General features: G+C 71.9%; 24 protein-coding genes. 11 read left to right on the plus strand and 13 right to left on the minus strand.

From position 1 onward, the window contains the following. Window positions 1-620: 620 nt before the first annotated feature. From AC07F3_RS25035 to AC07F3_RS25045, 3 genes are all read right to left on the minus strand, one after another. The gene (locus AC07F3_RS25035) at window positions 621-2,471 is read right to left on the minus strand and encodes a glycosyl hydrolase family 18 protein (RefSeq protein ID WP_479116675.1); all 1,851 of its coding nucleotides are present in this window, start codon (window positions 2,469-2,471) and stop codon (window positions 621-623) included. A gap of 160 nt (window positions 2,472-2,631) precedes the next feature. After that, window positions 2,632-3,279, minus strand: a complete 648-nt coding sequence (locus tag AC07F3_RS25040) for a response regulator (RefSeq protein ID WP_479116676.1) — start codon at window positions 3,277-3,279, stop codon at window positions 2,632-2,634. After that, on the minus strand, window positions 3,276-4,463 hold the full coding sequence (locus AC07F3_RS25045; RefSeq protein ID WP_479117021.1) for a sensor histidine kinase: 1,188 nt from the start codon (window positions 4,461-4,463) through the stop codon (window positions 3,276-3,278). The genes AC07F3_RS25040 and AC07F3_RS25045 overlap by 4 nt, the downstream gene beginning before the upstream one ends. Before the next feature lie 156 nt (window positions 4,464-4,619). Here AC07F3_RS25045 and AC07F3_RS25050 point away from each other — a divergent pair, with 156 nt between their 5' ends. The 5 genes from AC07F3_RS25050 to AC07F3_RS25070 are packed head-to-tail and all read left to right on the plus strand — an operon-like array spanning window position 4,620 to window position 8,084. Further along, complete coding sequence (locus AC07F3_RS25050) at window positions 4,620-5,252, plus strand: hypothetical protein (RefSeq protein WP_479116678.1); 633 nt, start codon at window positions 4,620-4,622, stop codon at window positions 5,250-5,252. A gap of 23 nt (window positions 5,253-5,275) precedes the next feature. Next, window positions 5,276-5,971 (plus strand): response regulator transcription factor, encoded by a 696-nt coding sequence (locus AC07F3_RS25055; RefSeq protein ID WP_479116679.1) that lies wholly within the window; start codon window positions 5,276-5,278, stop codon window positions 5,969-5,971. Then, window positions 5,968-7,431, plus strand: a complete 1,464-nt coding sequence (locus tag AC07F3_RS25060) for a sensor histidine kinase (protein ID WP_479116680.1) — start codon at window positions 5,968-5,970, stop codon at window positions 7,429-7,431. The genes AC07F3_RS25055 and AC07F3_RS25060 overlap by 4 nt, the downstream gene beginning before the upstream one ends. A 45-nt stretch (window positions 7,432-7,476) precedes the next feature. Continuing rightward, on the plus strand, window positions 7,477-7,893 hold the full coding sequence (locus tag AC07F3_RS25065) for a hypothetical protein (protein WP_479116681.1): 417 nt from the start codon (window positions 7,477-7,479) through the stop codon (window positions 7,891-7,893). Then, window positions 7,893-8,084, plus strand: coding sequence for a hypothetical protein (locus AC07F3_RS25070; RefSeq protein WP_479116682.1), 192 nt, complete (start codon window positions 7,893-7,895; stop codon window positions 8,082-8,084). Before AC07F3_RS25065 ends, AC07F3_RS25070 begins: the two co-directional genes overlap by 1 nt. Window positions 8,085-8,513: 429 nt before the next feature. On the opposite strand, the gene AC07F3_RS25075 is transcribed toward AC07F3_RS25070, so the two are convergent. The 3 genes from AC07F3_RS25075 to AC07F3_RS25085 are packed head-to-tail and all read right to left on the minus strand — an operon-like array spanning window position 8,514 to window position 10,653. Further along, window positions 8,514-9,086: a cob(I)yrinic acid a,c-diamide adenosyltransferase gene (locus AC07F3_RS25075; RefSeq protein ID WP_479116683.1), complete on the minus strand. Its 573-nt coding sequence runs from the start codon at window positions 9,084-9,086 to the stop codon at window positions 8,514-8,516. A 13-nt stretch (window positions 9,087-9,099) separates the two neighbouring features. Continuing rightward, window positions 9,100-9,861 (minus strand): ABC transporter permease, encoded by a 762-nt coding sequence (locus tag AC07F3_RS25080; RefSeq protein ID WP_479116684.1) that lies wholly within the window; start codon window positions 9,859-9,861, stop codon window positions 9,100-9,102. Between the two features lie 9 nt (window positions 9,862-9,870). Beyond that, window positions 9,871-10,653 carry an ABC transporter ATP-binding protein gene (locus tag AC07F3_RS25085; protein ID WP_479116685.1) on the minus strand — a complete coding sequence of 261 codons (783 nt, stop codon included), beginning with the start codon at window positions 10,651-10,653 and terminating at the stop codon, window positions 9,871-9,873. A gap of 82 nt (window positions 10,654-10,735) precedes the next feature. Here AC07F3_RS25085 and AC07F3_RS25090 point away from each other — a divergent pair, with 82 nt between their 5' ends. The 4 genes from AC07F3_RS25090 to AC07F3_RS25105 all read left to right on the plus strand — a co-directional run bounded on the left by AC07F3_RS25090 (window position 10,736) and on the right by AC07F3_RS25105 (window position 15,658). Further along, the gene (locus AC07F3_RS25090) at window positions 10,736-11,377 is read left to right on the plus strand and encodes a TetR/AcrR family transcriptional regulator (RefSeq protein ID WP_479116686.1); all 642 of its coding nucleotides are present in this window, start codon (window positions 10,736-10,738) and stop codon (window positions 11,375-11,377) included. A 135-nt stretch (window positions 11,378-11,512) separates the two neighbouring features. Then, window positions 11,513-12,361, plus strand: coding sequence for a 3-hydroxyacyl-CoA dehydrogenase family protein (locus AC07F3_RS25095; RefSeq protein ID WP_479116687.1), 849 nt, complete (start codon window positions 11,513-11,515; stop codon window positions 12,359-12,361). Window positions 12,362-12,496: 135 nt separating this feature from the next. Beyond that, window positions 12,497-12,820, plus strand: coding sequence for an STAS domain-containing protein (locus AC07F3_RS25100; protein WP_114038189.1), 324 nt, complete (start codon window positions 12,497-12,499; stop codon window positions 12,818-12,820). Between the two features lie 249 nt (window positions 12,821-13,069). Further along, window positions 13,070-15,658 carry an ATP-binding protein gene (locus AC07F3_RS25105; protein ID WP_479116688.1) on the plus strand — a complete coding sequence of 863 codons (2,589 nt, stop codon included), beginning with the start codon at window positions 13,070-13,072 and terminating at the stop codon, window positions 15,656-15,658. A 75-nt stretch (window positions 15,659-15,733) separates the two neighbouring features. On the opposite strand, the gene nucS is transcribed toward AC07F3_RS25105, so the two are convergent. After that, complete coding sequence (gene nucS, locus AC07F3_RS25110; RefSeq protein WP_479116689.1) at window positions 15,734-16,405, minus strand: endonuclease NucS; 672 nt, start codon at window positions 16,403-16,405, stop codon at window positions 15,734-15,736. A gap of 228 nt (window positions 16,406-16,633) precedes the next feature. Here nucS and AC07F3_RS25115 point away from each other — a divergent pair, with 228 nt between their 5' ends. Next, entirely contained in the window at window positions 16,634-17,026 is a 393-nt protein-coding gene (locus AC07F3_RS25115; RefSeq protein ID WP_053727014.1) for an SCO5389 family protein, read from the plus strand. A 202-nt stretch (window positions 17,027-17,228) separates the two neighbouring features. Here AC07F3_RS25115 and AC07F3_RS25120 read toward each other — a convergent pair whose 3' ends face one another. Further along, window positions 17,229-18,266 carry an LLM class flavin-dependent oxidoreductase gene (locus tag AC07F3_RS25120; protein ID WP_479116690.1) on the minus strand — a complete coding sequence of 346 codons (1,038 nt, stop codon included), beginning with the start codon at window positions 18,264-18,266 and terminating at the stop codon, window positions 17,229-17,231. A 216-nt stretch (window positions 18,267-18,482) separates the two neighbouring features. On the opposite strand from AC07F3_RS25120, the gene AC07F3_RS25125 reads away from it, so the two are divergent. Then, on the plus strand, window positions 18,483-18,815 hold the full coding sequence (locus AC07F3_RS25125) for an ATP/GTP-binding protein (RefSeq protein ID WP_469839845.1): 333 nt from the start codon (window positions 18,483-18,485) through the stop codon (window positions 18,813-18,815). Between the two features lie 6 nt (window positions 18,816-18,821). On the opposite strand, the gene AC07F3_RS25130 is transcribed toward AC07F3_RS25125, so the two are convergent. The 5 genes from AC07F3_RS25130 to AC07F3_RS25150 all read right to left on the minus strand — a co-directional run bounded on the left by AC07F3_RS25130 (window position 18,822) and on the right by AC07F3_RS25150 (window position 23,766). Continuing rightward, entirely contained in the window at window positions 18,822-19,673 is an 852-nt protein-coding gene (locus AC07F3_RS25130) for an ABC transporter permease (protein ID WP_479116691.1), read from the minus strand. Next, on the minus strand, window positions 19,670-20,821 hold the full coding sequence (locus AC07F3_RS25135; RefSeq protein ID WP_479116692.1) for an ABC transporter ATP-binding protein: 1,152 nt from the start codon (window positions 20,819-20,821) through the stop codon (window positions 19,670-19,672). Before AC07F3_RS25135 ends, AC07F3_RS25130 begins: the two co-directional genes overlap by 4 nt. 132 nt (window positions 20,822-20,953) lie before the next feature. After that, entirely contained in the window at window positions 20,954-21,733 is a 780-nt protein-coding gene (locus AC07F3_RS25140) for an ABC transporter permease (RefSeq protein ID WP_479116693.1), read from the minus strand. Between the two features lie 3 nt (window positions 21,734-21,736). Further along, window positions 21,737-22,732 (minus strand): ABC transporter ATP-binding protein, encoded by a 996-nt coding sequence (locus AC07F3_RS25145; protein ID WP_479116694.1) that lies wholly within the window; start codon window positions 22,730-22,732, stop codon window positions 21,737-21,739. A 95-nt stretch (window positions 22,733-22,827) separates the two neighbouring features. After that, window positions 22,828-23,766 (minus strand): coiled-coil domain-containing protein, encoded by a 939-nt coding sequence (locus AC07F3_RS25150; protein WP_114038199.1) that lies wholly within the window; start codon window positions 23,764-23,766, stop codon window positions 22,828-22,830. Window positions 23,767-23,848 lie beyond the last annotated feature (82 nt).

Below are 23,848 nucleotides of genomic sequence, written 5' to 3' on the forward strand. Positions count from 1 at the left end.
GCGCGAGCACGCCGCATGCGTGCACCCTGCGAGCGGTGACCCTGGGAGGGGCGCGGGGAACTGCGCGACGAGCCGTCCGTGGTCCGCAGACGAAGGCGGATGCGTAAGGCCCGCATCGGTGCACCCGGTGAAGGACAGCCCCGCCGGGGGCGCGGGGAACTGCGCGACAAGCCACCTGCGGTCCGCAGTTGAAGGTTGATGTGCGGGTCCGGTGTCTGGATGCGTGCTGCGAGGGATGGCCCTGTCAGGGGCGCGGGGAACTGCGCGACAAGCCACCTGCGGTCCGCGGTCGAAGGCGGATGCGCGAGCACGCCGCATGCGTGCACCCTGCGAGCGGTGACCCTGGGAGGGGCGCGGGGAACTGCGCGACGAGCCGTCCGTGGTCCGCAGACGAAGGTGGATGCGCAAAACCTGTATCGGTGCACCCTGCGAGGGATGGCCCCGCCAGGGGCGCGGGGAACTGCGCGGCGAGCGACATGCGGTCCGCGGTCGAAGATGGACGCGCGAGCACGCCGCATGCGTGCACCCCGGGAAGGACAGCCCCACGGGCGGATGCGCGCGGCGCGAGGGGAGGGAGGCCCCGGGGGCGGGGGACGGGCCCGCTCCCCGGGGGGACGGGGTCAGCTCAGGCCGCCGGCCATCGCCGAGATCAGCTCCCCGTTGGACGTGTCACCGCTGAACTCCCAGAAGAACGCACCCCGAAGCCCCTGGTTCTTCACGTACGTCATCTTGCCGGTGATCGTCGACGGCGTGTCGTAGCTCCACCAGTTGGAGCCGCAGTGGGCGTACGCCGTGCCCGCGATCGTGCCGGTCACGGGGCAGCTGGACTTGAGGACCTTGTAGTCCTCGATGCCCTGCTCGTAGGTGCCGGGCGCGGGCCCCGTCGCCGTGCCGCCGGGCGCGTCCTGGGTGACGCCCGTCCAGCCGCGGCCGTAGAACCCGATGCCCAGGTTGAGCTTGCTCGCCGGGACACCCTTGCCGAGGTACTTCTGGATCGCCGCGTCCGTGTTGAAGCCCGCGATGGGGATGCCGTTGTAGGAGGTGAGCGGGGAGTGCGGGGCCGTGGGGCCCTGCGCCGCCCAGGCGCCGAAGAAGTCGTACGTCATCACGTTGTACCAGTCGACGTACTGCGCCGCGCCCCCGTAGTCGGCCGCGTCCATCTTGCCGCCCGTCGAGCCGTCGGCCGTCACGGCGGCCGTGACCAGCGCCGAGCCGCCGAACTTCGAACGCAGCGCGGCCAGCAGGTTCTTGAGGGCCGCGGGCCCGCTGGTGTCGCAGGAGAGCCCGCAGGCGTTGGGGTACTCCCAGTCGATGTCGATGCCGTCGAAGACATCGGCCCAGCGCGGGTCCTTGACCAGCGAGTAGCAGGAGTCGGCGAAGGCCGCCGGGTTCGCGGCCGCCGCGCCGAAGCCGCCGGACCAGGTCCAGCCGCCGAAGGACCAGAGGATCTTGATGTTCGGGTACTTCTTCTTGAGCTCGCGCAGCTGGTTGATGTTGCCCGCGACCGGCTGGTCCCAGGTGTCGGCGGTGCCGTCGACGCTGGAGGACGCGTCGTACGTCTTCTGGTAGTCGGCGTAGGCGTCACCGATGGCGCACTGGCCGTTGGTGACGTTGCCGAACGCGTAGTTGATGTGGGTCAGCTTGCTCGCCGAGCCGGAGGTCACGACGTTCTTCACCTGGTAGTTGCGCTGGTAGATGCCCCAGTCGGTGAAGTAGCCGAGCCGCACCTTGTCGCCGCCGGGGCCGGGGCCGGGACCGCCCCCGCCGGTGGTGGTGACGGTGACCGAGCCGGACGAGGGGCCCGTCTGGTCGGCGGTGTCGCGCGCGGTCACGCTGTAGGTGTAGGTGGTCCCGGCCGTCAGGCCGGAGTCGGTGTACGTCGTGCCGGTGACCGTGGCGATCTTCGCCGAGCCCCGGTAGACGTCGTAGTTCTTGACGCCCTTGTCGTCGGTCGCCGCCGCCCAGGACAGCGTCACCCCGGTGTCCGTGACGTTGCTCGCGGTCGGGGTGCCGGGGGCGGACGGCGGGTTGTCGCCCGGCGTCGAACCGCCGTCGCAGGAGCCGCCGTTGAGCTTGCAGCCCGAGGGCGAGCCCGACCCCGCGCCGTTGAAGCCGAAGCTCACGCTGGCGCCGGGGGCGAGGGTGCCGTTGTACGACTTGTTCTTGGCGGTCCAGTGGGTTCCGGAGTTGGTGACGTCCGCGTCCCAGGCCGAGGTCACGGACGTACCGGAGGGGTAGTCCCACTCCACGGTCCAGGAGCTCAGCGTGGTGGTGCCGGTGTTCTTGATGGTCCAGCCGGCCCCGAATCCCGTGCCCCAGTCCGAGGACTTGGCATAGGTGGCGGTCGCCGAGGTGGCGGCTTCGGCGGGGGAGGCCAGGCCCACGAGTGCGGCCAGGGGGAGGGCGAGTGCGGTCAGGGCCGCTGCGGCTCTTGATCTGAAGCGCGTACGGAGATGACGTGCGGTTCTCAAGGCTGCTCCCGAATGGTGCGACGGTGGTGGGGGTGGGGCCCTGCTCCGTCCGGTGGGTGCGCCTGGGTGCCTCAGGGATGGCGTGCCCACCAGCAGTGTGCGGTGAGCGTAGAAAGGTCTGGACCAACCGTCAAGAGGTCCAGACCTCCGTGCACGGGGTTCACTGGAGCCCCAACTCCTGGGCCAGCACGGCCGCTTGGACCCGGCTGCGCAGTTCCAGCTTTCCCAGCAACCGGCTGACGTGGGTCTTCACGGTGGCCTCCGCCATGTCGAGGCGCAGCGCGATCTCCGCGTTGGACAGGCCCCGGCCGAGGCAGGAAAGCACCTCGCCCTCGCGCCGGGTGAGGGTGTCGAGCGCCGCCGGGCGCTGCGGGGCGACGGGGAGCGGGGTCGAGGCGAACTCGGTGATCAGGCGCCGGGTGACGGCCGGGGCGATCAGGCCCTCGCCCCGCGCGACCGTCCGCACCGCCTCGATGAGGTCCTTGGCGTCGGCGTTCTTCAGCAGGAAGCCCGCCGCGCCCGCGCGCAGCGCCCCGAAGACGTACTCGTCCAGGTCGAAGGTGGTCAGGACCAGCACGTCGGCGAGCCGTTCGCCGGTGACCACGGCGGTCGCCGAGACGCCGTCGAGGCGGGGCATCTGGACGTCCATCAGAACGAGGTCGGGGCGCAGTGCCCGGGCCAGCGCGACCGCCTGCTCGCCGTCCACGGCCTCGCCCACCACCTCGATGTCCGGGGCGCTGGACAGGATCAGGACGAGACCGGCCCGCACCGCCGACTGGTCCTCCGCGACCAGCACCCGGATCGTCATGTGCTCAACCTCCTTTCTTCGGCGGGCAGTTGGGCCCGCACCTGCCAGATCCTGGTGCCGTCCGGCGCCGTTATGGGGCCCGCGGCGAAGGTCCCGTCGAGCAGTTCCGTCCGCTCGCGCATCCCCACGAGCCCGGCCCCGGAACCCGGCGCGCGCGGCCCGGGCCGCTCACCGTACGGGCTGGTGACGCACACCGTGAGCACCCCGTCCATGTGGGCGAGCACCACCTCGACGGTGCCGGGCGCCGCGTGTTTGAGGGCGTTGGTGAGGGACTCCTGGACGATCCGGTACGCCGCGAGCTCCACCGGCGCGGGCAGCGGGCCGTCCTCGGCGCGGCGGTCGTCAAACCCGAAGCGGAGCCCGCTGTCGGCTCCGCTGGTGCGGGCCTGGGCGATGAGCGCGTCGAGCCCGGCCAGGGTGGGCGCGGTGGCGGGCTCGTCGCGTCCGCCGGTGTCGCGGAGCAGCCCGATGAGCCGGCGCATCTCGGCGAGCCCGTCCACGCTGTTCTCGCGGATCACCGAGAGCGCTTGCCGGGTCGTGGCGGGGTCGTCGAGCGAGAGCGCGGCCGTGGAGTGGATCGCGATCGCCGACAGGTGGTTGGCGACCATGTCGTGCAGCTCGCGGGCCATCCGGGCGCGCTCGGCGACGACGGCCTGGCTGCGGTCCATCTCGGCGAGCAGCGCGGTCTGTTCGGCCCGCAGCCGAGCGCTCTCGGCGGCGTCGCGGTGGTTGCGCACCAGGGCGCCGGTGGTCGCGGGCGCGAACGAGATCAGCGCGGTCACCGCGCCGATGAGCAGCGCCTGGGGCTGCTGGAACCAGGCGTAGAACCCGATCGTCGCGCCGACCGTGATCAGCCCGGTGGTGACCGGGATGCGGCGCGCGGCGGCCGGCGTGCCGTACAGCACGGCCGCGTACACGAGGTCGGTGAACATCACGACCGTCGCCAGGCTGCCCGGCGTGAACTGGTCCGCCAGCAGCGCACCGGTGCCCACGACCAGGGCGGTCTGCGGTGCGGTGCGGCGCAGCAGTTCGAGGCCCGCCATCAGGGCCAGCGGCACCAGCACCCAGGGGCCGGGCAGCGGGCGGTCGCCCTGGGTGTGCAGCCCGAGGGCCCACAGGGCGAGGCCGCCGAGCAGCCCGACGACGGCGATCAGGACGTCGTCGCGGTGCGGTCGGCTGAACAGGGTCACGCTCCCATCCAACACGGCCGCCGCGGCGCGGTCCTCCCCGCCCGGGCCGAGGTGCCACTACATCGAAGGATGCAGTCCCGATTCGTCACCGGCGACGACGAAGGGGCGCCGGACGCGGGCGAGCCTTGAGGAGTCGGAGAGGAGACCACCGTGATCGTCACGCTGATCGTCGCCTGTGAAGTCGGTTTCTGGGTCCTGCTGGCCGCGGGTCTCGCCCTGCGCTATCTCGCCGGGATGCGGCGGACGAGCGTGGCGGTGCTGCTGTGCGAGCCGCTCCTTGAGGTGGTGCTGCTCGTGGTGACCGCCGTCGACCTGAGGAACGGCGCCCAGCCGGACTGGAAGCACGGCCTGGCCGCCGTCTACCTCGGCTTCTCGGCCGGGATGGGCCACTACCTGGTGACGCGCGCCGACGCCTGGGTCGCCTACCGCTTCGCGGGCGGCCCGAAGCCCGCCGGGGCGCCGCAGGGAGGCGGCGCGAGGACCGCGTACGAGTGGAGGACGGCGGGCCGCTTCACCGTCGCGGCGGTCATCGCGATCGCGCTGCTCCAGGCCGCGATCTGGTACGTCGGCGGGGACGGCGGCACCGAGTCGCTGCGGATGTGGCAGCAGAGGATGGTGTGGGTGATCGGCATCAACGTGATCATCGCGCTGAGCTACACGCTGTTCCCGAAGAAGGCCGAGGAACCGAAGGCGCGGCCCTCGCTGCTCGACCGGCTCCTGAAACCCGCCTCCGAGCGCTCCGGGGGGCACACAGCCGAGGACCGTACCCTGACCCGGCGGTAGCCGGACGAAGTGAGGGAGCGCGGATGAGCGGGCCGATTCGCCCCGGAGACGTCCTGGTCGTCGACGACGACGCCGCCGTGCGCCGCTCCCTCGACCGGGGGCTCCGGCTGAACGGCTTCCGGGTCCGCACCGCCGACGGCGGCCGCGCCGCGCTCGCCGCCGTCGAGCAGAGCCCGCCCGACGTGCTCGTCCTGGACGTGTCCATGCCCGGCATGAGCGGCATCGAGGTGTGCCGCACGCTGCGGGAGGCCGGACACGACCTGCCCGTCCTGATGCTCTCCGCGCTCGACGAGACCGCCGACCGCATCGCCGGACTCCAGGCGGGCGGCGACGACTACCTGGTCAAGCCCTTCGCGTTGCAGGAGCTGGTGCTGCGCCTGCACGCCCTGCTGCGCCGCCGACCGCCCGCCGCGCACGACGTGGTCCGCGCCTGCGGCCTCGTCATCGACCCGGCCGCCCGCACCGCACAGCGCGACGGACGTCCGCTGGACCTCACCCGGCGCGAGTACGAACTCCTCGAAGTGCTCGCCCGCAACGCCGGACTCGTCCTCAGCCGCGACCAACTGCTCGAACGGGTCTGGGGGTACGACTTCGACGTACGCACCGACGCGGTGGACACCTTCGTCAGCTATCTGCGCCGCAAACTGGAGGCGGACGGCGCGCCCCGGCTCGTGCACACCGTGCGCGGCGTCGGCTTCGTCCTGCGGGAGCAGCCGTGAAGCTCTCCACCCGGATCGCACTGGCCGTCGGCGCCACCGTCCCGCTCCTCGTCCTGGCCTGCGGCTGGCTGCTACTCACCCTCGTCGCCCGCGATCTGCACCGCGCCGAGGACAGCCATCTGCGGACCCGGGCCACCGCGATCGCCCAGGACGCCCGCACCCTGCTGCGGGCCGCGGCCCACGGCCGGCCGACCGTCGAGGAGAACCGCCAACGCAGGCTGTTCAACGCCGCGTTGGACGTCGGCGTACGTCTGGTCGGGCCCGACGGCACGTTCAGCGGCGGCCCCCAGCCCGACGCCTCGGTGCCGCTGCCCGCGCCGGGGAAGGGGCCCGTCACCGTCCGCGGCGCGGGCAGCGGCTGGCGGGCGTACGCGCTGCCCGTCACCGACGCGCAGGTCTCCGGCACCCTGTGGGTGTTCGCACCGGACACCGCGAGCCGCGCCCAGCTCACCCTGGTCCGCAACCGCGTGGTGACCACGGCCCTCCTCGCCGCCCCGGTCTCGGCCCTGCTGGCCTGGGCCGTCGCGAGCGGCGCGACTCGTCCGCTGCGCCGGCTGCGCGGGGCGGCGGCCGGGCTCGACCCGCGGACCACCTCGGTACGGCTGGAGCACCGGCCGACCCGCGTCGCCGAGGTCGACGACCTGGCCGCCACCCTCCAGACCGTCCTCGCCCGCTACGACGAACAGGCCGCCCGCACCGCACAGGCCCTGGACACCGCCCGCTCCTTCTCCGCGGCGGCCTCGCACGAACTGCGCAACCCGCTGATGAGCATGGGCACCAACCTCGACGTCCTGGCCCACCCCGGTCTCCCCGACGCCGACCGTGCCGAGGTCGTCGAGGACCTGCGGCGCGAGCACGCGCGGCTGCTCGGCATGCTGGTGGCGCTGCGCGAGCTCGGGCGCGGCGATCTGGTGGAGGCCGACGCCTTCCGGGTGCTCGACGTGGCGGAGGTCGCCGACGCCGCGGTGGCCGAGGCCCGGCGGCGCGCCCCGGACGCCGTGATCACGCTGAGCGCCGGGCCCGCCCCGCTGCACGGCTGGGAGCCCGGCATCCGCATCCTGCTCGACAACCTCCTGGGCAACGCCCTCGCCCACGGGCGGGACGCGCGGGGGCGGGCCGAGATCGCGGTCGCGGTGGGGCGGGAGGGCGGCCAGGTGCTGGTCATCGTCGACGACCGGGGCCCGGGCATCGCCCCCGCCGACCGCCAGGAGGTGTTCCGCCGCTTCCACCGGGGGCCCGCCAGCACCGGCTCCGGGCTCGGGCTCACCCTGGTCGCCCAGCAGGCGGCGCTGCACCGCGGCACCGTCGAACTCGGCGAGGGGCCCGGCGGGCGGGGCACCCGGTGCACGGTGCGGCTGCCCGGCGCGGGGCCGGTGCCCGAGGGCGAACTCCCGGCCCGGCGGGACTGGTTGACGGTCACCGCCGAGCGATCACAGAGTTCCCACAAAGAGCCTTCCTAGCCTCCGGGGCGTACCGGAAATCCGTACATCAGGGAGGCAGCAGCCATGCGCAACGCCATGATCCACCGCCGCCGTCTCGCGGCGGCCGCCCTCGCCGCGACGGCCGTACTGACCGTCACCGCGCCCAGCGCCTTCGCGGACTCGACGCCCTCGCCCGCCGCCACGGCGAAGGCGCCCACGGGCGACGGCGCCAAGGGCATCTGCAAGCGCGAGCCCAAGACCGAGAAGCGCCTCGAACGCGCCCTGAACCGCCTCGGCGGGGGAGCGGGCACGGTGGGCTCGGTGGCCCGGTTGCAGCAGCGGGTGGACGACGCGAAGAAGGAGGGCCACACCGCGGTCGCCACCTACCTCGACCACAGGCTCACCTACCGCAAGGGCCTGGTGACCACGCTCCAGCAGCGCCAGAAGGACCTCAAGGACGTGGCCTCCTGGTGCTCGGCCAACAACAACGGGACGAAGTGATGCGTGCCCGGGGCCTGCGGCTCGCCGTCGCGGCCGCGGCCCTGACGGCCGCGCTCGCCACGGGCTGCGCCCACTCCCACGCGGCGGGGCCTTCCGGGTCGTCGGGGACGGAGCGGCAGATGGAGAAGAAGGTGACCGACGCGGAGTCCGCGGCGGCGGCAGCCGACGCGGACGCGACCACCTCCCCCTGACCCCGGGGCTCCACCCCAGCCCCCGTCCGCGCCGTGCGCGCACCCGTCCTCAATCGCCGGACGTGTGTCAACGCTGGCTGACATGCACCCCCAGGGGCGCGGGGAACTGCGCGAGCGGCCGCGCACGGTCCGCGGATGGAAGCGGGGGGTTGCTGGGGCTCCGCCCCAGACCCCGTATCGCGCCTGAACGGCGCTCGTCCTCAATCGCCGGACGGGCTGAGGGGGTCGTGGGGTTGAGGGTGTCGATGCTGGCTGACATGCACCCCCAGGGGCGCGGGGAACTGCGCGAGCGGCCGCGTACGGTCCGCAGATGGAATCGGGGGGCTTGGGGCGAAGCCCCAGGCCCCTTCAAGCGCCGGAGGGCACGCATCCCCAGGGGCCGCGGGGGACCCGCGAGAGGGGGCCCCGCGCGTACGACCTCCGCGAGGGCTACCGCTCACCCCCCGGCACCCACAACACATCCCCCATCTCCTTGTTGGCCGTTCGGGCCAGGATGAACAGGAGGTCGGAGAGGCGGTTGAGGTACGTGGCCGTCAGCGGGTTCATCACGTCCGCGTGCACCTCCAGCGCCGCCCACGTGGAGCGCTCCGCCCGCCGCACCACCGTGCACGCCTGGTGCAGCAGGGCCGCGCCGGGCGTGCCGCCGGGCAGGATGAAGCTGCGGAGCTTGTCGAGCTCCTCCAGGAAGCGGTCGCAGTCCGCCTCCAGCTTGTCGACGTAGGACTGCTCGACCCGCAGCGGCGGGTACTCCGGGTTCTCGACGACCGGCGTGGCGAGGTCCGCGCCCACGTCGAACAGGTCGTTCTGGACCCGGACCAGCACCTTCACGACCTCCTCGGACAGTTGCCCGAGCGCGATGGCCGTACCGATGACGGCATTGGCCTCGTTGGCGTCGGCGTACGCCGAGATCCGCAGATCGGTCTTGGCGGTCCGGCTCATGTCGCCGAGGGCGGTGGTGCCCTGGTCGCCGGTGCGGGTGTAGATGCGCGTCAGATTGACCATGCGGCCAGAGTAGTTACGCTCCGGCCGTGCGGAAGACGCGTGTGCCCACCGTCACGGCGAGCACCGCGAAACCGACCGCCACCAGACCCCCGTACAGCATGGTCGAGGTGGCGTACGCGCCGAGGTACGCCGACCGCACCGCGTCCACCAGATAGCGGAACGGCATGAAGTGGGACAGCACGTTCAGCCAGCCGGGCGCGAGCGTCATGGGCAGCATCAGGCCGGACAGCAGCATCGACGGCATGGTGATGGCGTTGATCGCCGGGCCGAACCCCTGCGGGGTGCGCACCTTCATGGCGAGCGCGTACGAGAGGGAGGCCAGCGCCAGGGTCAGGAGCGCCACGAAGGCGAAGCCGATCAGGACCCCCGCGAGCGGGGCGCGCAGACCCATGACCAGCGCGGCGAGCACCAGCAGCACGGCCTGGAAGACGAGGAGCGCGGAATCCCGCAGGACCCGGCCGAGCAGCAGGGCCAGGCGGGAGACGGGGGTGACGCGCATGCGCTCCACGACGCCCCAGCCGTTCTCGATGATGATCGAGAAACCCGCGAACGAGGCGCCGAACAGGGCGAGTTGGAGCAGCAGACCCGGCACCAGGACCTGCCAGGAACTGCCGCGCGAGCCGAGCGGCATACCGGTCAGGAGCGGGCCGAAGAAGAGCAGGTAGAGCAGCGGCATCAGGACGCCGAAGAGGATCTGGAACTTCGAGCGCAGCGTCTGGCGGGCGTACCTGCCGAAGATCAGCGCGGTGTCGGAGAGCAGCGGTGAGGCGGTCATGGGGGAGTCCTAGACGGCTAGGGGCGCGGTTTCCCGCGGCGCGGCGCCGTGCCCGGTGATGGCGAGGAAGGCGTCCTGGAGCGAGGCGTCCGGGCCGCCGACGTATCGGGTCTTGAGATCGGCGGGGGTGCCTGCGGCCACGACCACGCCCCGGTCGACGATCACGAGGCGGTCGGCGAGGGCGTCGGCCTCGTCGAGGTAGTGGGTGGTGAGCAGGACGGTGGTGCCGTGGTCGGCGCGGATCCGGCGCACCAGGTCCCACAGGTCGGCCCGGCTGCCCGGGTCGAGACCGGTGGTCGGCTCGTCCAGGAAGAGCACCGCGGGCCGGTGCATCAGACCCATCGCGAGGTCGAGCCGCCGCCGCTGGCCCCCGGAGAGCGTGGCCGTCCCGCGTCCGAGGAGCTCGACGAGGCCGAGCTCGGCCGCCAACTCCTGTGCACGCACGGTTGCTTGGGCCTTGGTGAGCCGGTAGAGGCGGCCCTGGGTGACCAGCTCCTCGCGTACGGAGACGTTGGGGTCGACGCCGCCGGACTGGGCGACGTAACCGCATGCCCGCCGTACCGCGGCCGGTTCGCGCAGCAGGTCGTGGCCCGCCACCGTCGCCGCGCCGCCGGTCGGCGGGAGCAGGGTGGTGAGCATCCGCAGCGTGGTGGTCTTGCCCGCGCCGTTGGGGCCGAGGAGGCCGAGGATCTCGCCGGCCCGCACCGTCAGGTCGATGCCGCGCACCGCCTCGACCGGGCCGCTCCTGCTCGGGAAGGTCCGGGTGAGCCCGGCCGTACTGATGATTGCCATGACCCCAGAAAAACAGAGGCCCTTAAATTTTGCAATGGCCCCAAATTTTAAGGGAGTGCAGAGGATCGCCTAGGCTGGCGTCATGGCAGAAGGGCTCAGGGAGCGGAAGAAGCGCGAGACCAGGCAGCGGATCTCGGACCTGGCGACCGGGCTCTTCATGGAGCGCGGCTTCGAGGCGGTGACGATCGCCGAGATCGCCGAGGTGGCCGACGTCTCGGTGAACACCGTCTACAACTACTTCCCGGCCAAGGAGGACCTGTTCCTCGACCGCAGCAGGGGCGTCGTCGACCGGCTCTCGCGCTGGGTGCGCGGCCGCGACGAGGGGGAGTCGGCCGCCGAGGCGGTGCTGCGGGAACTGCGCGCGGAGGTCGAGTCGGTCTCGCCCCGGGTCGGTCTGATGGCGGGCTACAGCCGGTTCATGACCGTCGTCCACGACTCGCCCGCCCTCAAGGCCCGGCTGTGGGCGGTGGGCCAGGAGGTCCTGGAGAACCTCGACGCGACCCTGCGCGAGGAGGTCGGCGCACCCCCCGAGGAGCCGCTGCCCTCCCTCGTCGCCGGGCAGATCAACTGGCTCCACCAGACCACGATGTCCGCCATCGACCGCGCGATGATGGCCGGCCGCGACCCCGCCGTGGTCTCCCGCGAGGTGCTCGTCCTGATCGACGAGATGGAGGGGCTCCTGGGGGACAAGGTGCTCAACTACGCCGTACGGGGCGCCCGCTGAGACCCACCTCACGCCGCCCGGTGTGATGTCCGTCATCTGAGACGTGACGCGCATCTCTAAGCGCTCCCAGAAGGCCGCCCGGCCGATAGCCTCCGCCAAGAAGGCTTGGGTGGAAACCTGTTGGAGGGAAGTGTCGTGGCCAGGAAGCTCGCCGTCATCGGAGCCGGACTCATGGGGTCCGGTATCGCGCAGGTCTCGGCCCAGGCGGGCTGGGACGTCGTCCTGCGCGACGTCACCGACGAAGCCCTCACCCGCGGCACCGACGGCATCAAGGCCTCGTACGACCGGTTCGTGAGCAAGGGCAGGCTGGCCGCCGAGGACGCCGAGGCCGCGCTCGCCCGCATCACCACGACCACCGACCTGGAAGCGGCCGCCGACGCCGACATCGTCGTCGAGGCCGTCTTCGAGAAGCTGGAGGTCAAGCACGAGATCTTCCGTGCGCTCGACAAGATCGTGCGCGCGGACACCGTGCTCGCCTCCAACACCTCCGCCATCCCGATCACCAAGATCGCGGCGGCCACCGAGAACCCCGAGCGGGTCGTCGGCGTCCACTTCTTCTCGCCGGTCCCGATGATGCAGCTGTGCGAGCTGGTGCGCGGCTACAAGACCAGCGACGAAACGCTGGCCACCGCGCGGGAGTTCGCCGAGTCGGTCGGCAAGACCTGCATCGTGGTCAACCGCGACGTGGCGGGCTTCGTCACCACCCGCCTCATCTCGGCGCTCGTCGTCGAGGCGGCCAAGCTGTACGAGTCGGGCGTGGCCACCGCCGAGGACATCGACCTCGCCTGCAAGCTGGGCTTCGGTCACGCGATGGGCCCGCTCGCCACCGCCGACCTCACCGGCGTCGACATCCTGCTCCACGCCACCAGCAACATCTACACGGAGTCCCAGGACGAGAAGTTCGCACCGCCGGAGCTGATGCGCCGGATGGTGGACGCGGGTGACATCGGGCGCAAGAGCGGGCAGGGCTTCTACAAGCACTGAGCCGCCGGCAGCCCGAAGCCTCACTCCAAGGGGTGAATTAGGTATCGGTTCGCTCACGGGCGGCAACTTCTGTGGCCGTGGGGCAGTCAGTTGTTGAGTCGGTTGTCGAAAGCCAGAGCACTCTCGGGAGCGCATATGCACATCAGGGGCGACCACGTCGAGCTGGTCGTCGGGGGCCGCCTCGACGTCCGCAGCGCGGCGGACGCCCGTACGGCCCTGCACTCGGCGGTCGACGACGGGGCCGGGGACCTCGTGCTCGACCTCACCGAACTGGACTCGTGGGACGCCACCGGACTCGGCGTCATCATGGGGGCCCACCGCCGGGCCGGGCGGTGCGGCCGGCGCCTCGTACTGCGCGGCGTGCCGCCCCAGATGCAGCGGCTCCTGGTCGCCACCCGGCTGCACCGCATCCTCGCGATCGAGGGCGGCATCGCGGCGGAGGCCCTGCCCCGCGTGTAGAAGCCCGGGAGGTCTCGTGACAGGAGCGCGGGAAACGGACTCCGCGCGCAATCCTCACGAGACTGTGACGTCTTGGGCGGGGCGGCACCCCGCCTGTTCGTAGATACTGTCCGGAGGTCTAGGGTTCGGCTTCCCGCCGATCGACGAACCCACGGGCGGGCACCGGACCAGAAGCGACAGCGAAGAGCGAAGTGCGTAAGGGCCGGGAGGGGCATTCCTTACGCACCACGCATCTGGGGGGCTTTCACCATGGACCCGATGAGCCGGGGACCGGAAGAGTTCAACCATGCCGACGACACGGTCGGCGTTGCGGGCGCACACGCGGAACCGGGCGCCGGACCGCAGCGCCCGCCGCGCGACAGGGAGCCCGTCACACCCGAGTTCGGACAGCGCGCGGCCGGACTCGCCCGCACCGTCCAGCTCGTCTCCGGCGACTTCCTGCTGACGGTCAATCCGGTCGACGGCAGCGAGATCGAGAACTGTCCGCCGGGCGAGATACCCGGTCGCGCGGTGCGGCGCAGCGCCGCCGAGCGGGCCGAGAACGAGAGAGCCGCCCGGCCGCCGCTGCCGCCCGGCCTGATGACGCCCACCCCCGCCCTCCTGGAGCGGCAGGAGGAGCGCGCCCGGCTGGTGCGCCTCCTCGGCCGCGGCCGCTCCGTGCGGCTCACCGGACCCGCGGGGTCCGGGCGCAGCGCCCTGCTCGACGCGGTCGCCGGTGACTGCGCCGAGCTCGCACCCGACGGCGTCGTACGCCTCTCGGGCCACCGCCGCACCCCCACCGAGCTCCTGCACGAGCTGTACGCCACGGTGTTCCACGCGCCGCTGCACCGGCCCGACCGGGCCGCGCTCCTGGAGCGGGTCCACGAGATCGGCGCCGTCGTGGTGCTCGACGACCTCGAATTCGGCGGCGCCACCCTGGAAGAACTACTCATGGCCACGCCCGAGTGCGCCTATCTGCTCGCCGCCACCCCCGACGTCCAGGCACCGCACTCCGAGTCGCACGTCGAAGAGGTCTTCCTGTCCGGCCTCGGCCGCAGCGCCTCGCTCGAACTCCTGGAGCAGGCGGTCGACCGGGCGCTGACCGACGAGGAGGCCAACTGGGCCGGTGACCTCTGGTTCGAGTCCGAGGGCCTGCCGCTGCGCTTCGTTCAGGCGGGTGCCCTGCTGCGCCAGCGCGACCACCTGCGCGGCGAGCCCAACTCCCTTGATCCGTACGGCTTTCCGCTGGACGAGCCCGCCGAGGCCTCGGTGTTCTCGGGCGAGGGCCGCGAGATACCGCTGCCGACGCTCGGCGAGGGCGCGGCCCCCGCGGCGCTGCTCGCCTCCCGGCTGAGCGAGTCCGCCCGGGCCACGCTGCGGTTCGCCGTCGCGCTCGGCGGCGAGGTGCCGCACCAGGCGCACCTGCCCGCGCTGATCGGCGACACCCACGCGGACGCCGCCCTCGGCGAACTCCTCGACAGCGGGCTGCTGTCCCCGGTCGGCTCCCGCTACCGCCTGGCCGCGGGCGTTCTGACCCAGCTGGAGAGCACCGGGTACGCCACCGGCGCGGCCGAGCGGGCCCACGCCGCCGCCCAGCACTACACCTGGTGGACCGGTCACCCCTCGGTCACCCCCGAACGCGCCGTCGCCGAGGCCGACGCGGTGCTCGCCTCGATGAGCGCGCTCGTGCCACGCGATCCGGGGACCGAACACCCCGCCGCCGCGGTGAAGCTGGCCCGCACCGCGGCGCCCGTCTTCGCCGCGGGGCTGCACTGGGGGGCCTGGGAGCGGACGCTGCGGGTGGGCTCCGAGGCGGCCCGATTGACCGGCGAGGTGGCCGAAGAGGCGTACTTCCACCACGAGTTGGGGGTGCTCGCGCTCTGCAACGGCGGCCTGGACCGGGCCCGTGCCGAACTGGAGGCCTCCATCGGGCTGCGCGGCGCGCTCGCCGACAAGCGCGGCACCGTCGCTGGGCGCCGCGCCCTCGCGCTGGTCGAGGACCGCTCCGGCGGCCTTCTGCCAGGCGGACGCACCCCCTCCGGGGAGGAAGTGCCCGCGGCCCGCTACGAGGAGTCCCAGTCGCCGCCCGGGGGCGTTCCCGCCGTCGCCGTGACGGCCCAACTCCCGGACGCCGGGCCCACGTTGGTCACCCGGCGGGACACCCCGGTGGGCGGCGCGATGCCCAAGGCGCGGCGCGCGCTGTTCGGGGGAGCCCGGCGCAACCTCATCGCGGCCGGCGCCGGCGCGCTGCTCGCGGCGGTGCTCGGCACGGTGGTCACCCTCGGCGCGACCTCCAACAACAACGGCGACGGCCAGGGCGACCACGTCAAGCAGCAGCAGTCGGCCAACGAGGACGACGGCAGCGGCGGCCTGGACGCCGACCCCAACAACCCCGGCAGCAGTGGCAAGCCGGGCGGCCACAAGGGCGGCGGTGGCGCGACCCCGAGCAGGTCCGCGTCCGGCAGGCCCGGCGCCTCCGGGCAGCCGGTCCCGGGCGACAGCGGCAGCCCGAGCACCACGGGCCACCCGACCACCGGGCCGAGCACGGGCCCGACGAAGCCGTCCACGTCGGGCAAGCCCTCCACCCCGGGCAAGCCGTCGCACCCGACGCCGCCGACACCGCCGACGAAGTCCAGCTCCCCGCCCGCCTCGCAGTCGCCTTCTCCGTCGTCCTCGGCGAGCGGCGGAGGCAGCGGTCCGCCGCCGCCCTCCACCAAGCCGCCGCCTTCGAGCCCGGCCTCCAAGACCCCGACGTCCAGTGCGCCGGCCGATTCCAAGCCGCCCACGACGTCGACCACCCCCAGCAAGAGCGCCCCGGCGACCTCGACGAAACCCTCGGCCGCCACCGGGCCCGCGTAACACCCCGCGCAGCACGAGAAGGGGCCCGCAGCACTCTGCGGGCCCCTTCTCGTACGTACCGGATGCGACCGCCGGTCAGAACAGGCGGAGCTTGTCGTCCTCGATGCCGCGCAGGGCGTCGTAGTCGAGCACCACGCAGCCGATGCCGCGGTCGGTGGCGAGCACGCGGGCCTGGGGCTTGATCTCCTGGGCCGCGAAGACGCCCTGGACCGGGGCGAGGTGCGGGTCGCGGTTGAGCAGCTCCAGATAGCGGGTCAGCTGCTCTACACCGTCGATCTCGCCGCGGCGCTTGATCTCGATCGCGACGGTCCTGCCGTCGCCGTCCCGGCACAGGATGTCCACCGGGCCGATGGCCGTGGGGTATTCGCGGCGGATCAGGGTGTAGCCGTCGCCGAGCGTCTCGATCCGATCGGCGAGCAGCTCCTGGAGGTGCGCTTCCACGCCGTCCTTGATCAGGCCAGGGTCTACGCCGAGTTCATGCGAGGAGTCGTGGATGACCTCCTCCATCATGATGATGAGCTTCTCGCCCGCCTTGTTGATGACGGTCCAGACGCCCTCATCGTCCCCCGAGCCCTCCTTGAGGGTGCACGGCGGGGACATCCAGTTGAGGGGCTTGTAGGCCCGGTCGTCAGCGTGAATGGAGACGCTGCCGTCCGCCTTCACCAGGATGAGACGGGGGGCGGACGGAAGGTGGGCGGTGAGCCGGCCCGCGTAGTCGACGGAGCAGCGGGCGATGACGAGACGCATGGTGGGCAACGCTACTCGAATCCCCCCGCCGAACGCGATTCGCCCAGGAGTGCACTGTTCGTTATTGGCCGGTTACGTGCCAAGTACCTGCCACGGGCCGGACATCGCGCCTACCGTGGAAGCGGGAGGTTGTCGGCCGCGCACGCTGCGTTGTCGGGAGAGACGGCCGTCATGCTCCCTTTCCCTGCCCGTAAGGCCCCGCTCCCCGGGGTCGCGAGAGGAGAAACCATGTCGCTCGACGTCTCACCGGCCCTACTCGAACAGGCCGAGCGAGGCGAGGTCGACGAAGCCGCCTTCGTCGACTGCGTCCGGACCTCCCTGCCCTACGCGTGGGAGATGATCAGCTCTCTGGTGGCCCAGCTGAAGGTCGACGGCGGAGAGTTCGCCGACAACCAGACGCCACCGCCGGACGAGCAGGCGCGCGGCCAGCTGCTGCGTGCCCTTGCGAGTGACGCCATTCGCGGTGCGCTCCAGCGGCACTTCGGTGTCCGTCTGGCGTTCCAGAACTGCCACCGTGTCGCGGTGTTCCCTCTGGACCCCTCATCCGATGAGCGGCTCGCCCGCTTCACCTCGATCAGGGGTCAGCTGCTCAACCAGTCTCCGGAGCTTCGGGACTGCTGACGTCTTCACTGCCGCCGCGCGTCGCGGGAGGTGCAACTGACGCGAGGCGGCGGGAACTTGGGGGGCCTGACTCACCAGGCCCCCCTTTTCACGGGCTGCCCCGGCCCCTGCGCCCTGTCCAGAGGGATTTCCGGCCGCGTGGGCGTCCGTACGGGCCCGTCCCGCGGGCCCTCCTCGGAGGGTTCTCTGCCGTCCGGGTTTCCTACGTCAGCAGCGGCAGCACCTCCGCGCCCAGCCTGCGTACGTTCTCCTCCGTCGCGGCCAGGTCGCCCGAGCCCTCGACCAGGAGCGCGAAGCGGGTGATGCCGGTGCGTTCGGACGTGGCCGCCAGCCGGTCCGCGGCCAGGCGCGGGGTGCCCACCGGATGCAGGCCGCAGAGCAGCTCGGTGTACGCCACCGGGTCCCGCATCGCGCGATGGCGGCCGTCGACCGTCACATGGGCGTCGAGCCCCTGCTTCAGCCAGCCCGGCATCGACTTCAGCAGGGTCTCGGCGGCGCCGGCCCGGCGGTCGGCGATCTGGGCGACCCCGGCCGACACATGGCCCGCCGCCGCGACCTTCTCCGGCCGGTGGCCCGCCGCGAGCGCTTCGCGGCGCCACAACCCGACCATCTCGGCCTTCTCCTCGTCGCCGCAGTGCATCCCGAGCAGCATCGGCAGCCCGCGGGCCGCCGCCAGCTTGACGCTGCTCGGCGACGTGCAGGCCACGACGACCTCCGGGCAGGCGTCCTCGGGGCCGCCGTCCAGGATCTCGTCGGGCCGCGGCACGACGTCGACCTCCCGGAAGGCGAATCGTTCCCCCTGGCCGGCCACACGGGGTTCGCGCAGCCAGCGCAGGAGCAGGTCCAGCGCTTCCGGGAAGCCCTGCTCGTACGCCTTCAGTCCGGAGCCGAACACCTCCAGGTCGACCCACGGCCCGCCCCGCCCCACGCCGAGCGTGAACCGCCCGCCGGAGGTGAGGTGCAGCAGCGCGGCCTGTTCGCCGACCGCCACCGGGTGCGCGGTCGGCAACACGGTGACCGCGGTGCCGACCCTGATCCGCCGTGTACGCCCGAGCAATAACGCGGCCAGCGTCACCGCGGACGGGCACACGCCGTACGGTACGAAGTGGTGTTCGGCCAGCCACACCGAATCCAGCCCGGCTTCCTCGGCCACCTCGGCGGACCTGACCGCACGGTGGAGCGTTTCTCCCTGCCCCTGGCCCGGGAACTGGGCTGCCAGTACAAAAGTGCCCACACGCATCGCCTTCTGCCTCCTTGCGGCCGACGCGGCTCTCCCCCTCTTACTGGCAAGAACGTCTGACAAGTGCCAAAGGCACGGCCACGCGCCAACTTCTTGCGATTGTCCGCTAAGAGTCCCTCTAAAGGGTGACTCTGGCACGCCCTGCCCGGGCGGGTACCCGGACGGCGGGGGCCTAGGCTGGAGAGAAAGGTCCGACCCGCCCCGTGAGGTGTCTACGTGTCCCCGCGCCGCAACCGCCCCAAGGGCGGCGAGAAGCCGACCGAGTCCGAGCACCGGACGGAGGGCGGCGACCGCTTCGGCCTGCAGGGCACCGAGACCTGGCAGGGCGAGGAGTGGTCGGTCCGGCACGTGGCGGGGGCCAGTGCCGCCGGCAAGCGGTACCGCTGCCCCGGGTGCGACCAGGAGATCCCGTCCGGCGCCCCGCACCTGGTGGCCTGGCCCGAGTACGGGGGCGTCGACGAGCGCCGGCACTGGCACAAGGCGTGCTGGAACGCGAAGGACCGCCGCACCACGAGGGTGCAGCGGTCCAGGAACGCGCCGCGGTACTGAACGCCCTTACACGTCGCGGGAGTTGAGCGAGAGGAACGCGCCGCCGAGGGCCACCGCGGTGACCCCGGTGATGATCCACAGCGGGTCCCAGCCGCTGGGCCCGGAGTTCGAGACCGAGGCCCCGTACAGGGCGCTCAGCTGGCTCGGGATCGAGTACTGCATGAGGAAGTCGCGCACGTCGCTCAGTGACGCGGTGAACATGAACAGGGCCAGCACCAGCGGCAGCAGCACCAGGCCGATCATGATCGTGATCGAGCCCGCGGAGTGCCGGATGAGCGCGCCCACCGCGAGCGAGAGCAGCCCGAGCATCGCGACGTAGAGGCCGACCCCGACGGTGGCCCGCAGCCACTCGTCGGCGCTCGGTGTCGGCGCGCTCGGCACCATCGCCGTCTGGATGGCCGCGACCAGCGCCGTCATGGCGGTCACGATGACGAACGAGAGCAGGAAGAAGACGACCGACTTGGCGGCCAGGATCCGCGCCCGGCTCGGGCAGGCCGTCAGGGTCGTACGGATCATGCCGGTGCCGTACTCGGACGCGATGGTCAGCACGCCCAGCGTGATCACGCAGATCATGCCGAGCAGCACCCCGTAGAAGCCGAGCACCAGGACCGACTGCTCGCCCATGTGCGTGTCGCTGGAGCGCACCACGAAGCCCGCGAGCAGGCCGAGGCCGAGCAGGAGCACGATCAGCACACCGAGCGTCCACATGGTGGAACGCACCGACCGGATCTTGGTCCACTCGGAGGCGAGCGCGTCGGCGAACGTGGCCCGCCGCAGGGCGATCGGCGAGGTGTACGTGCCGAGCGGCCCGCCCGGCGCCTGCGGGAGCGGGGGCTGCTGCTGGTAGGGGGTGGTCATCGGGCGTCCTCGGGCTTGGTCGGGGCGGCAGGCGCGGCCGGGGCCTGCGGAACCGGGGGAGCGGCGGGCGGCTGCGGGGCGTACGGGGCCGGAGCCTGCCCGGGCGCGGCCGCGTACGGGTTCTGGCCGGGCGGCGGCGGGGCGTACCAGCCCTGCTGCGGCACCTCGGGGATCACCGGCGGTGGCGCGTACCCGGGCGGCATGGCGGGCTGGAGGCCCGCCTTCTGGTCGGTCGTCGAGCGGTAGTCGACGGCCCCCTGCGTCATCCGCATGTACGCCTCCTCCAAGGAGGCCTGGTGCGGGGAGAGTTCCCACAGTCGTACGTCCGCCTCGTGCGCCACGTCGCTGATGCGGGGCAGGGCGAGGCCCGTCACGCGCAGCGCGCCGTCCGCCTCGGGCAGCACCTGGCCACCCGCCTCGGTCAGCGCGGCGCTCAGCTTCTCGCGCTGCGCGGGATCGGTGGCGGGCGTCCGCACCCGGGCGAAGTCCGCGGAGTTGTGCGAGATGAAGTCGGCGATCCGCATGTCCGCGAGCAGCTGGCCGCGGCCGATCACGATGAGGTGGTCGGCGGTCAGCGCCATCTCGCTCATCAGGTGCGAGGACACGAACACCGTGCGGCCCTCGGCGGCGAGCTGCTTCATCAGGTTGCGCACCCACAGGATGCCCTCGGGGTCGAGGCCGTTGACCGGCTCGTCGAAGAGCAGCACCTGCGGGTCGCCGAGCAGCGCGGCCGCGATGCCGAGCCGCTGGCCCATGCCGAGCGAGAACCCCTTGGAGCGCCGCTTGGCGACCTCCTGGAGGCCGACCACGCCGAGCACTTCGTCCACCCGGCGGGCCGGGATGCCCGAGAGCTGGGCGAGCGAGAGCAGGTGGTTGCGGGCGCTGCGGCCCCCGTGCACGGCCTTCGCGTCGAGCAGGGCGCCGACCTGGCGCGGGGCGTTGGGGAGGCTGCGGAAGGGGTGGCCGCCGATGGTGACGTGCCCGGCGGTGGGCTGGTCCAGGCCGAGGATCATGCGCATCGTCGTGGACTTGCCGGAGCCGTTGGGCCCCAGGAAGCCGGTGACCGCGCCCGGTCGCACCTGAAAGGAAAGGTTGTGCACGGCCGTCTTGGCGCCGTAGCGCTTCGTCAGGCCGACTGCCTCGATCATTCTCCAGCCCCATCGACGGTTTCGGGTCGTCGGGGCGGTGTCCGGCGTACGGCCGGCATGCCCCCGTATGAGTGAGGAGCTTATCCAGGCCTTGACGGTTCCGGCGAAGCCGTCGTGTCCGGTTCCTCGCGGTCAGGCGTCCCGCTGGTGCAGGACGAGCCAGCCGCCCGCCAGCGCCGCGACCACCCACAGCACCATGATGCCCAGACCGCCCCAGGGGCCGTACGGCGCCGGATCGCTGTTCATGGCGTTCGGGACCACCTGCATGATCTGTGAGCCAGCCCGGTCGGGGAAGTAGCGGGCCACGTCCTTGGCGCCGGGGACGGCCGAGAGGATCTGCGAGATCAGGAAGAAGAACGGCATCAGGATGCCCAGCGACAGCATCGAGCTGCGCAGCATCGTGGCGACACCCATCGAGAACAGCGCGATCAGTGCCATGTAGAGCCCGGCGCCGATGACCGCGCGCAGCACGTTGGGTGCGCCGATGGTGGTGCGGTGCGGACCGAGCAGCGCCTGGCCGAGGAAGAAGGACAGGAAGCTGGTCGCCATGCCGACGACCAGCGCGAGCAGCGTCGCGACGGTGAGCTTGGAGAAGAGGAAGGTGGCACGCTGCGGTACGGCGGCGAGCGAGGAGCGGATCATGCCCGAGCTGTACTCGGTGCCCACCACCAGGACGCCGAAGACGACCATCGCCAGCTGCCCCAGGATCATCCCGGAGAAGCTGATGAACGTCGGGTCGAAGGTCAGCCTCTCGGCCGGCTTGAGGTCGTCGAACTGCGACTTCATCAGCGCGCACAGGGCCGCGCCGACCGCCACCGTGACGATCAGCGCGCAGGCCAGCGTCCAGGTCGTGGAGGAGACCGTGCGGATCTTGGTCCACTCGGACTTGAGGACCGCGGGTACCGATGCCATCGCTCAGACCTCTCTGCCCGGATCGCGCGGACCCCAGTTCGGCGGTTTCCGGCCGCCGCCCCGGTCGGGCGCGGGCGGCGCGTCCGGGGTGGTGGCGCCGTGCGCGTGGTACTCCACCGAACCCGCCGTCATCTGCATGAACGCCTCTTCGAGCGAGGCCTGCTGGCCGGAGAGCTCGTGCAGCACGAGCTGGTGCTGGGCGGCGAGTTCGCCCAGCGTCTCGATCCTGCCGTTGTCGACCTCGATGGCCCCGTCGCCGGTCTGCACGAAGGGGACACCGGCCTGCTGCAACACGTCCAGGAGGCGTTCCCACTGAGGTGAACGCAGCCGGACGAAACTCCGGGAGTTCTCGCGGATGAAATCCGCCATCGATGTATCGGCGAGCAGTCGGCCCTGCCCGATAACGATCAAGTGATCCGCGGTGAGCGCCATTTCGCTCATCAGGTGAGACGAAACGAAGATCGTTCGGCCTTCGCCCGCGAGCTGCTTCATGAGATTGCGGATCCAGTGAATTCCCTCGGGGTCCAGACCATTGACGGGTTCGTCGAACATCAGGATCTCGGGGTCGCCGAGCAGCGCCGCGGCGATTCCGAGCCGCTGCCCCATACCCAGCGAGAAGCCCTTCGCCTTCTTCTTCGCCACCGCCGTCAGCCCCACCGTGTCCAGGACCTCCGAGACCCGGGAGGCCGGGATCCGGTTGGACTCGGCGAGACACAGCAGGTTGTTGTAGGCGGTACGGCCGCCGTGCATCGCCTTGGCGTCGAGCAGCGCCCCGATGTACTTCAGCGGCTCGGCCAGTTCGCGGTAGTGCTTGCCGTCGATGCGTACGGTGCCGCTGGTCGGGTTGTCCAGATCGAGCAGCATGCGCATGGTCGTCGACTTGCCGGCCCCGTTGGGGCCCAGGAAGCCGGTCACCACGCCTGGTCTGACCTGGAAGGACAGCTGGTCGACGGCGACCTTGGTGCCATAGCGCTTGGTGAGCTCCTGCAGCTCGATCATGCGGCTACGCTAAATGCGCGAGAAGCCCCCCGCCACCGGAGTGGCAGGGGGCTTCGTGGCGCCGGGCGCAGCCCACGGGGGAAGGGCTGCGACGACTAGCGGGACTGCTGCGCCGGGACGCCGCGCGAGACGGGCTCGTCGTCGACCGGGGAACCGGCGGCGGCCACGGCCGCACCGGTCAGCGTCGCCAGCATCTCGCGGACGTTGGTGAGCTGCGCGTTGATCGAGTCGCGGCGGTTGGTGAGCGCCGCCAGCTCGCGCTCGGATTCCGAACGGATCCGGTCCGCCTTGGCGTTGGCGTCCGCCACGATGTCCTCGGCCTGGCGCTGCGCCGTCTCCACCGTCTGGCGCGCACGGCGCTCCGCGTCCGTGCGCAGCTTCTCGGCCTCGAGGCGGAGCTGCTCGGCGCGGTGCTCGATCTCCGCGAGGCGCTTCTCGGCCTTGGCCTGACGCGACGCCAGGTCGCGCTCGGACTGCTCGCGGCGCTTGGCGAGGTTCGTCTCGAAGTCCGCGGCGGCCTGGGCGGCCTTGGCGCGGGTCTCCTCGAAGAGCGCGTCCGCCTCCTCGCGCTTGGACTGCGCGTCCTTCTGCGCCTCGGAACGGAGCTGAGAGGCGTCACCCTTCGCCTTCTCGACGATCCGTACGCCTTCGTCCTCGGCCTTCGCCTTGCGCTCGGAGGCGAACGATTCGGCATCGTTGCGGACCTGCTGGGCGGCCGACTCGGCCAGCTCGCGGTGCTGTTCGGCGGCCCGGCGGGCCTCCTCGCGCAGGTCCTTCGCCTCTTCCTCGGCGAGCCGCAGGATCTTTTCGACACGCGCACCCAGACCCGCGTACGACGGCTCCGCGTCGTTCACCTGGGCCTGGGCGTTCTGCGTTTCGAGGTGGAGCTCCTCGATGCGCTTTTCCAGAGAAGTGATCCGTGCCAGAGCACTGTCACGGTCGGCGACGAGCTTGGTAATGCGGTCATCCACCTGACCGCGGTCGTAACCACGCCGCACGAGCTCGAAGCCGAAGGGGGAGGAAGTGTCGCTCATGGGGTTCCTGTCGAATGAGACCGGTGAGGTGATAGGGGGAATCCTAGGGGCCCAAGCGGCGTGTCATCGAGCGGATGCCGGT

Source organism: Streptomyces sp. NPDC045846 (genome assembly GCF_056431605.1).

Bases quoted from the DNA above. Each gene is read 5' to 3' on its own strand.
- AC07F3_RS25075 (WP_479116683.1), bottom strand. From the start codon at position 9,086: ATGGTCAATCTGACGCGCATCTACACCCGCACCGGCGACCAGGGCACC.
- AC07F3_RS25065 (WP_479116681.1), top strand. From the start codon at position 7,477: ATGCGCAACGCCATGATCCACCGCCGCCGTCTCGCGGCGGCCGCCCTC.
- AC07F3_RS25115 (WP_053727014.1), top strand. From the start codon at position 16,634: ATGTCGCTCGACGTCTCACCGGCCCTACTCGAACAGGCCGAGCGAGGC.
- AC07F3_RS25085 (WP_479116685.1), bottom strand. From the start codon at position 10,653: ATGGCAATCATCAGTACGGCCGGGCTCACCCGGACCTTCCCGAGCAGG.
- AC07F3_RS25140 (WP_479116693.1), bottom strand. From the start codon at position 21,733: ATGGCATCGGTACCCGCGGTCCTCAAGTCCGAGTGGACCAAGATCCGC.
- AC07F3_RS25150 (WP_114038199.1), bottom strand. From the start codon at position 23,766: ATGAGCGACACTTCCTCCCCCTTCGGCTTCGAGCTCGTGCGGCGTGGT.
- AC07F3_RS25055 (WP_479116679.1), top strand. From the start codon at position 5,276: ATGAGCGGGCCGATTCGCCCCGGAGACGTCCTGGTCGTCGACGACGAC.
- AC07F3_RS25145 (WP_479116694.1), bottom strand. From the start codon at position 22,732: ATGATCGAGCTGCAGGAGCTCACCAAGCGCTATGGCACCAAGGTCGCC.
- AC07F3_RS25135 (WP_479116692.1), bottom strand. From the start codon at position 20,821: ATGATCGAGGCAGTCGGCCTGACGAAGCGCTACGGCGCCAAGACGGCC.
- AC07F3_RS25090 (WP_479116686.1), top strand. From the start codon at position 10,736: ATGGCAGAAGGGCTCAGGGAGCGGAAGAAGCGCGAGACCAGGCAGCGG.
- nucS (WP_479116689.1), bottom strand. From the start codon at position 16,405: ATGCGTCTCGTCATCGCCCGCTGCTCCGTCGACTACGCGGGCCGGCTC.
- AC07F3_RS25120 (WP_479116690.1), bottom strand. From the start codon at position 18,266: ATGCGTGTGGGCACTTTTGTACTGGCAGCCCAGTTCCCGGGCCAGGGG.
- AC07F3_RS25070 (WP_479116682.1), top strand. From the start codon at position 7,893: ATGCGTGCCCGGGGCCTGCGGCTCGCCGTCGCGGCCGCGGCCCTGACG.
- AC07F3_RS25040 (WP_479116676.1), bottom strand. From the start codon at position 3,279: ATGACGATCCGGGTGCTGGTCGCGGAGGACCAGTCGGCGGTGCGGGCC.
- AC07F3_RS25080 (WP_479116684.1), bottom strand. From the start codon at position 9,861: ATGACCGCCTCACCGCTGCTCTCCGACACCGCGCTGATCTTCGGCAGG.
- AC07F3_RS25130 (WP_479116691.1), bottom strand. From the start codon at position 19,673: ATGACCACCCCCTACCAGCAGCAGCCCCCGCTCCCGCAGGCGCCGGGC.
- AC07F3_RS25100 (WP_114038189.1), top strand. From the start codon at position 12,497: ATGCACATCAGGGGCGACCACGTCGAGCTGGTCGTCGGGGGCCGCCTC.
- AC07F3_RS25105 (WP_479116688.1), top strand. From the start codon at position 13,070: ATGGACCCGATGAGCCGGGGACCGGAAGAGTTCAACCATGCCGACGAC.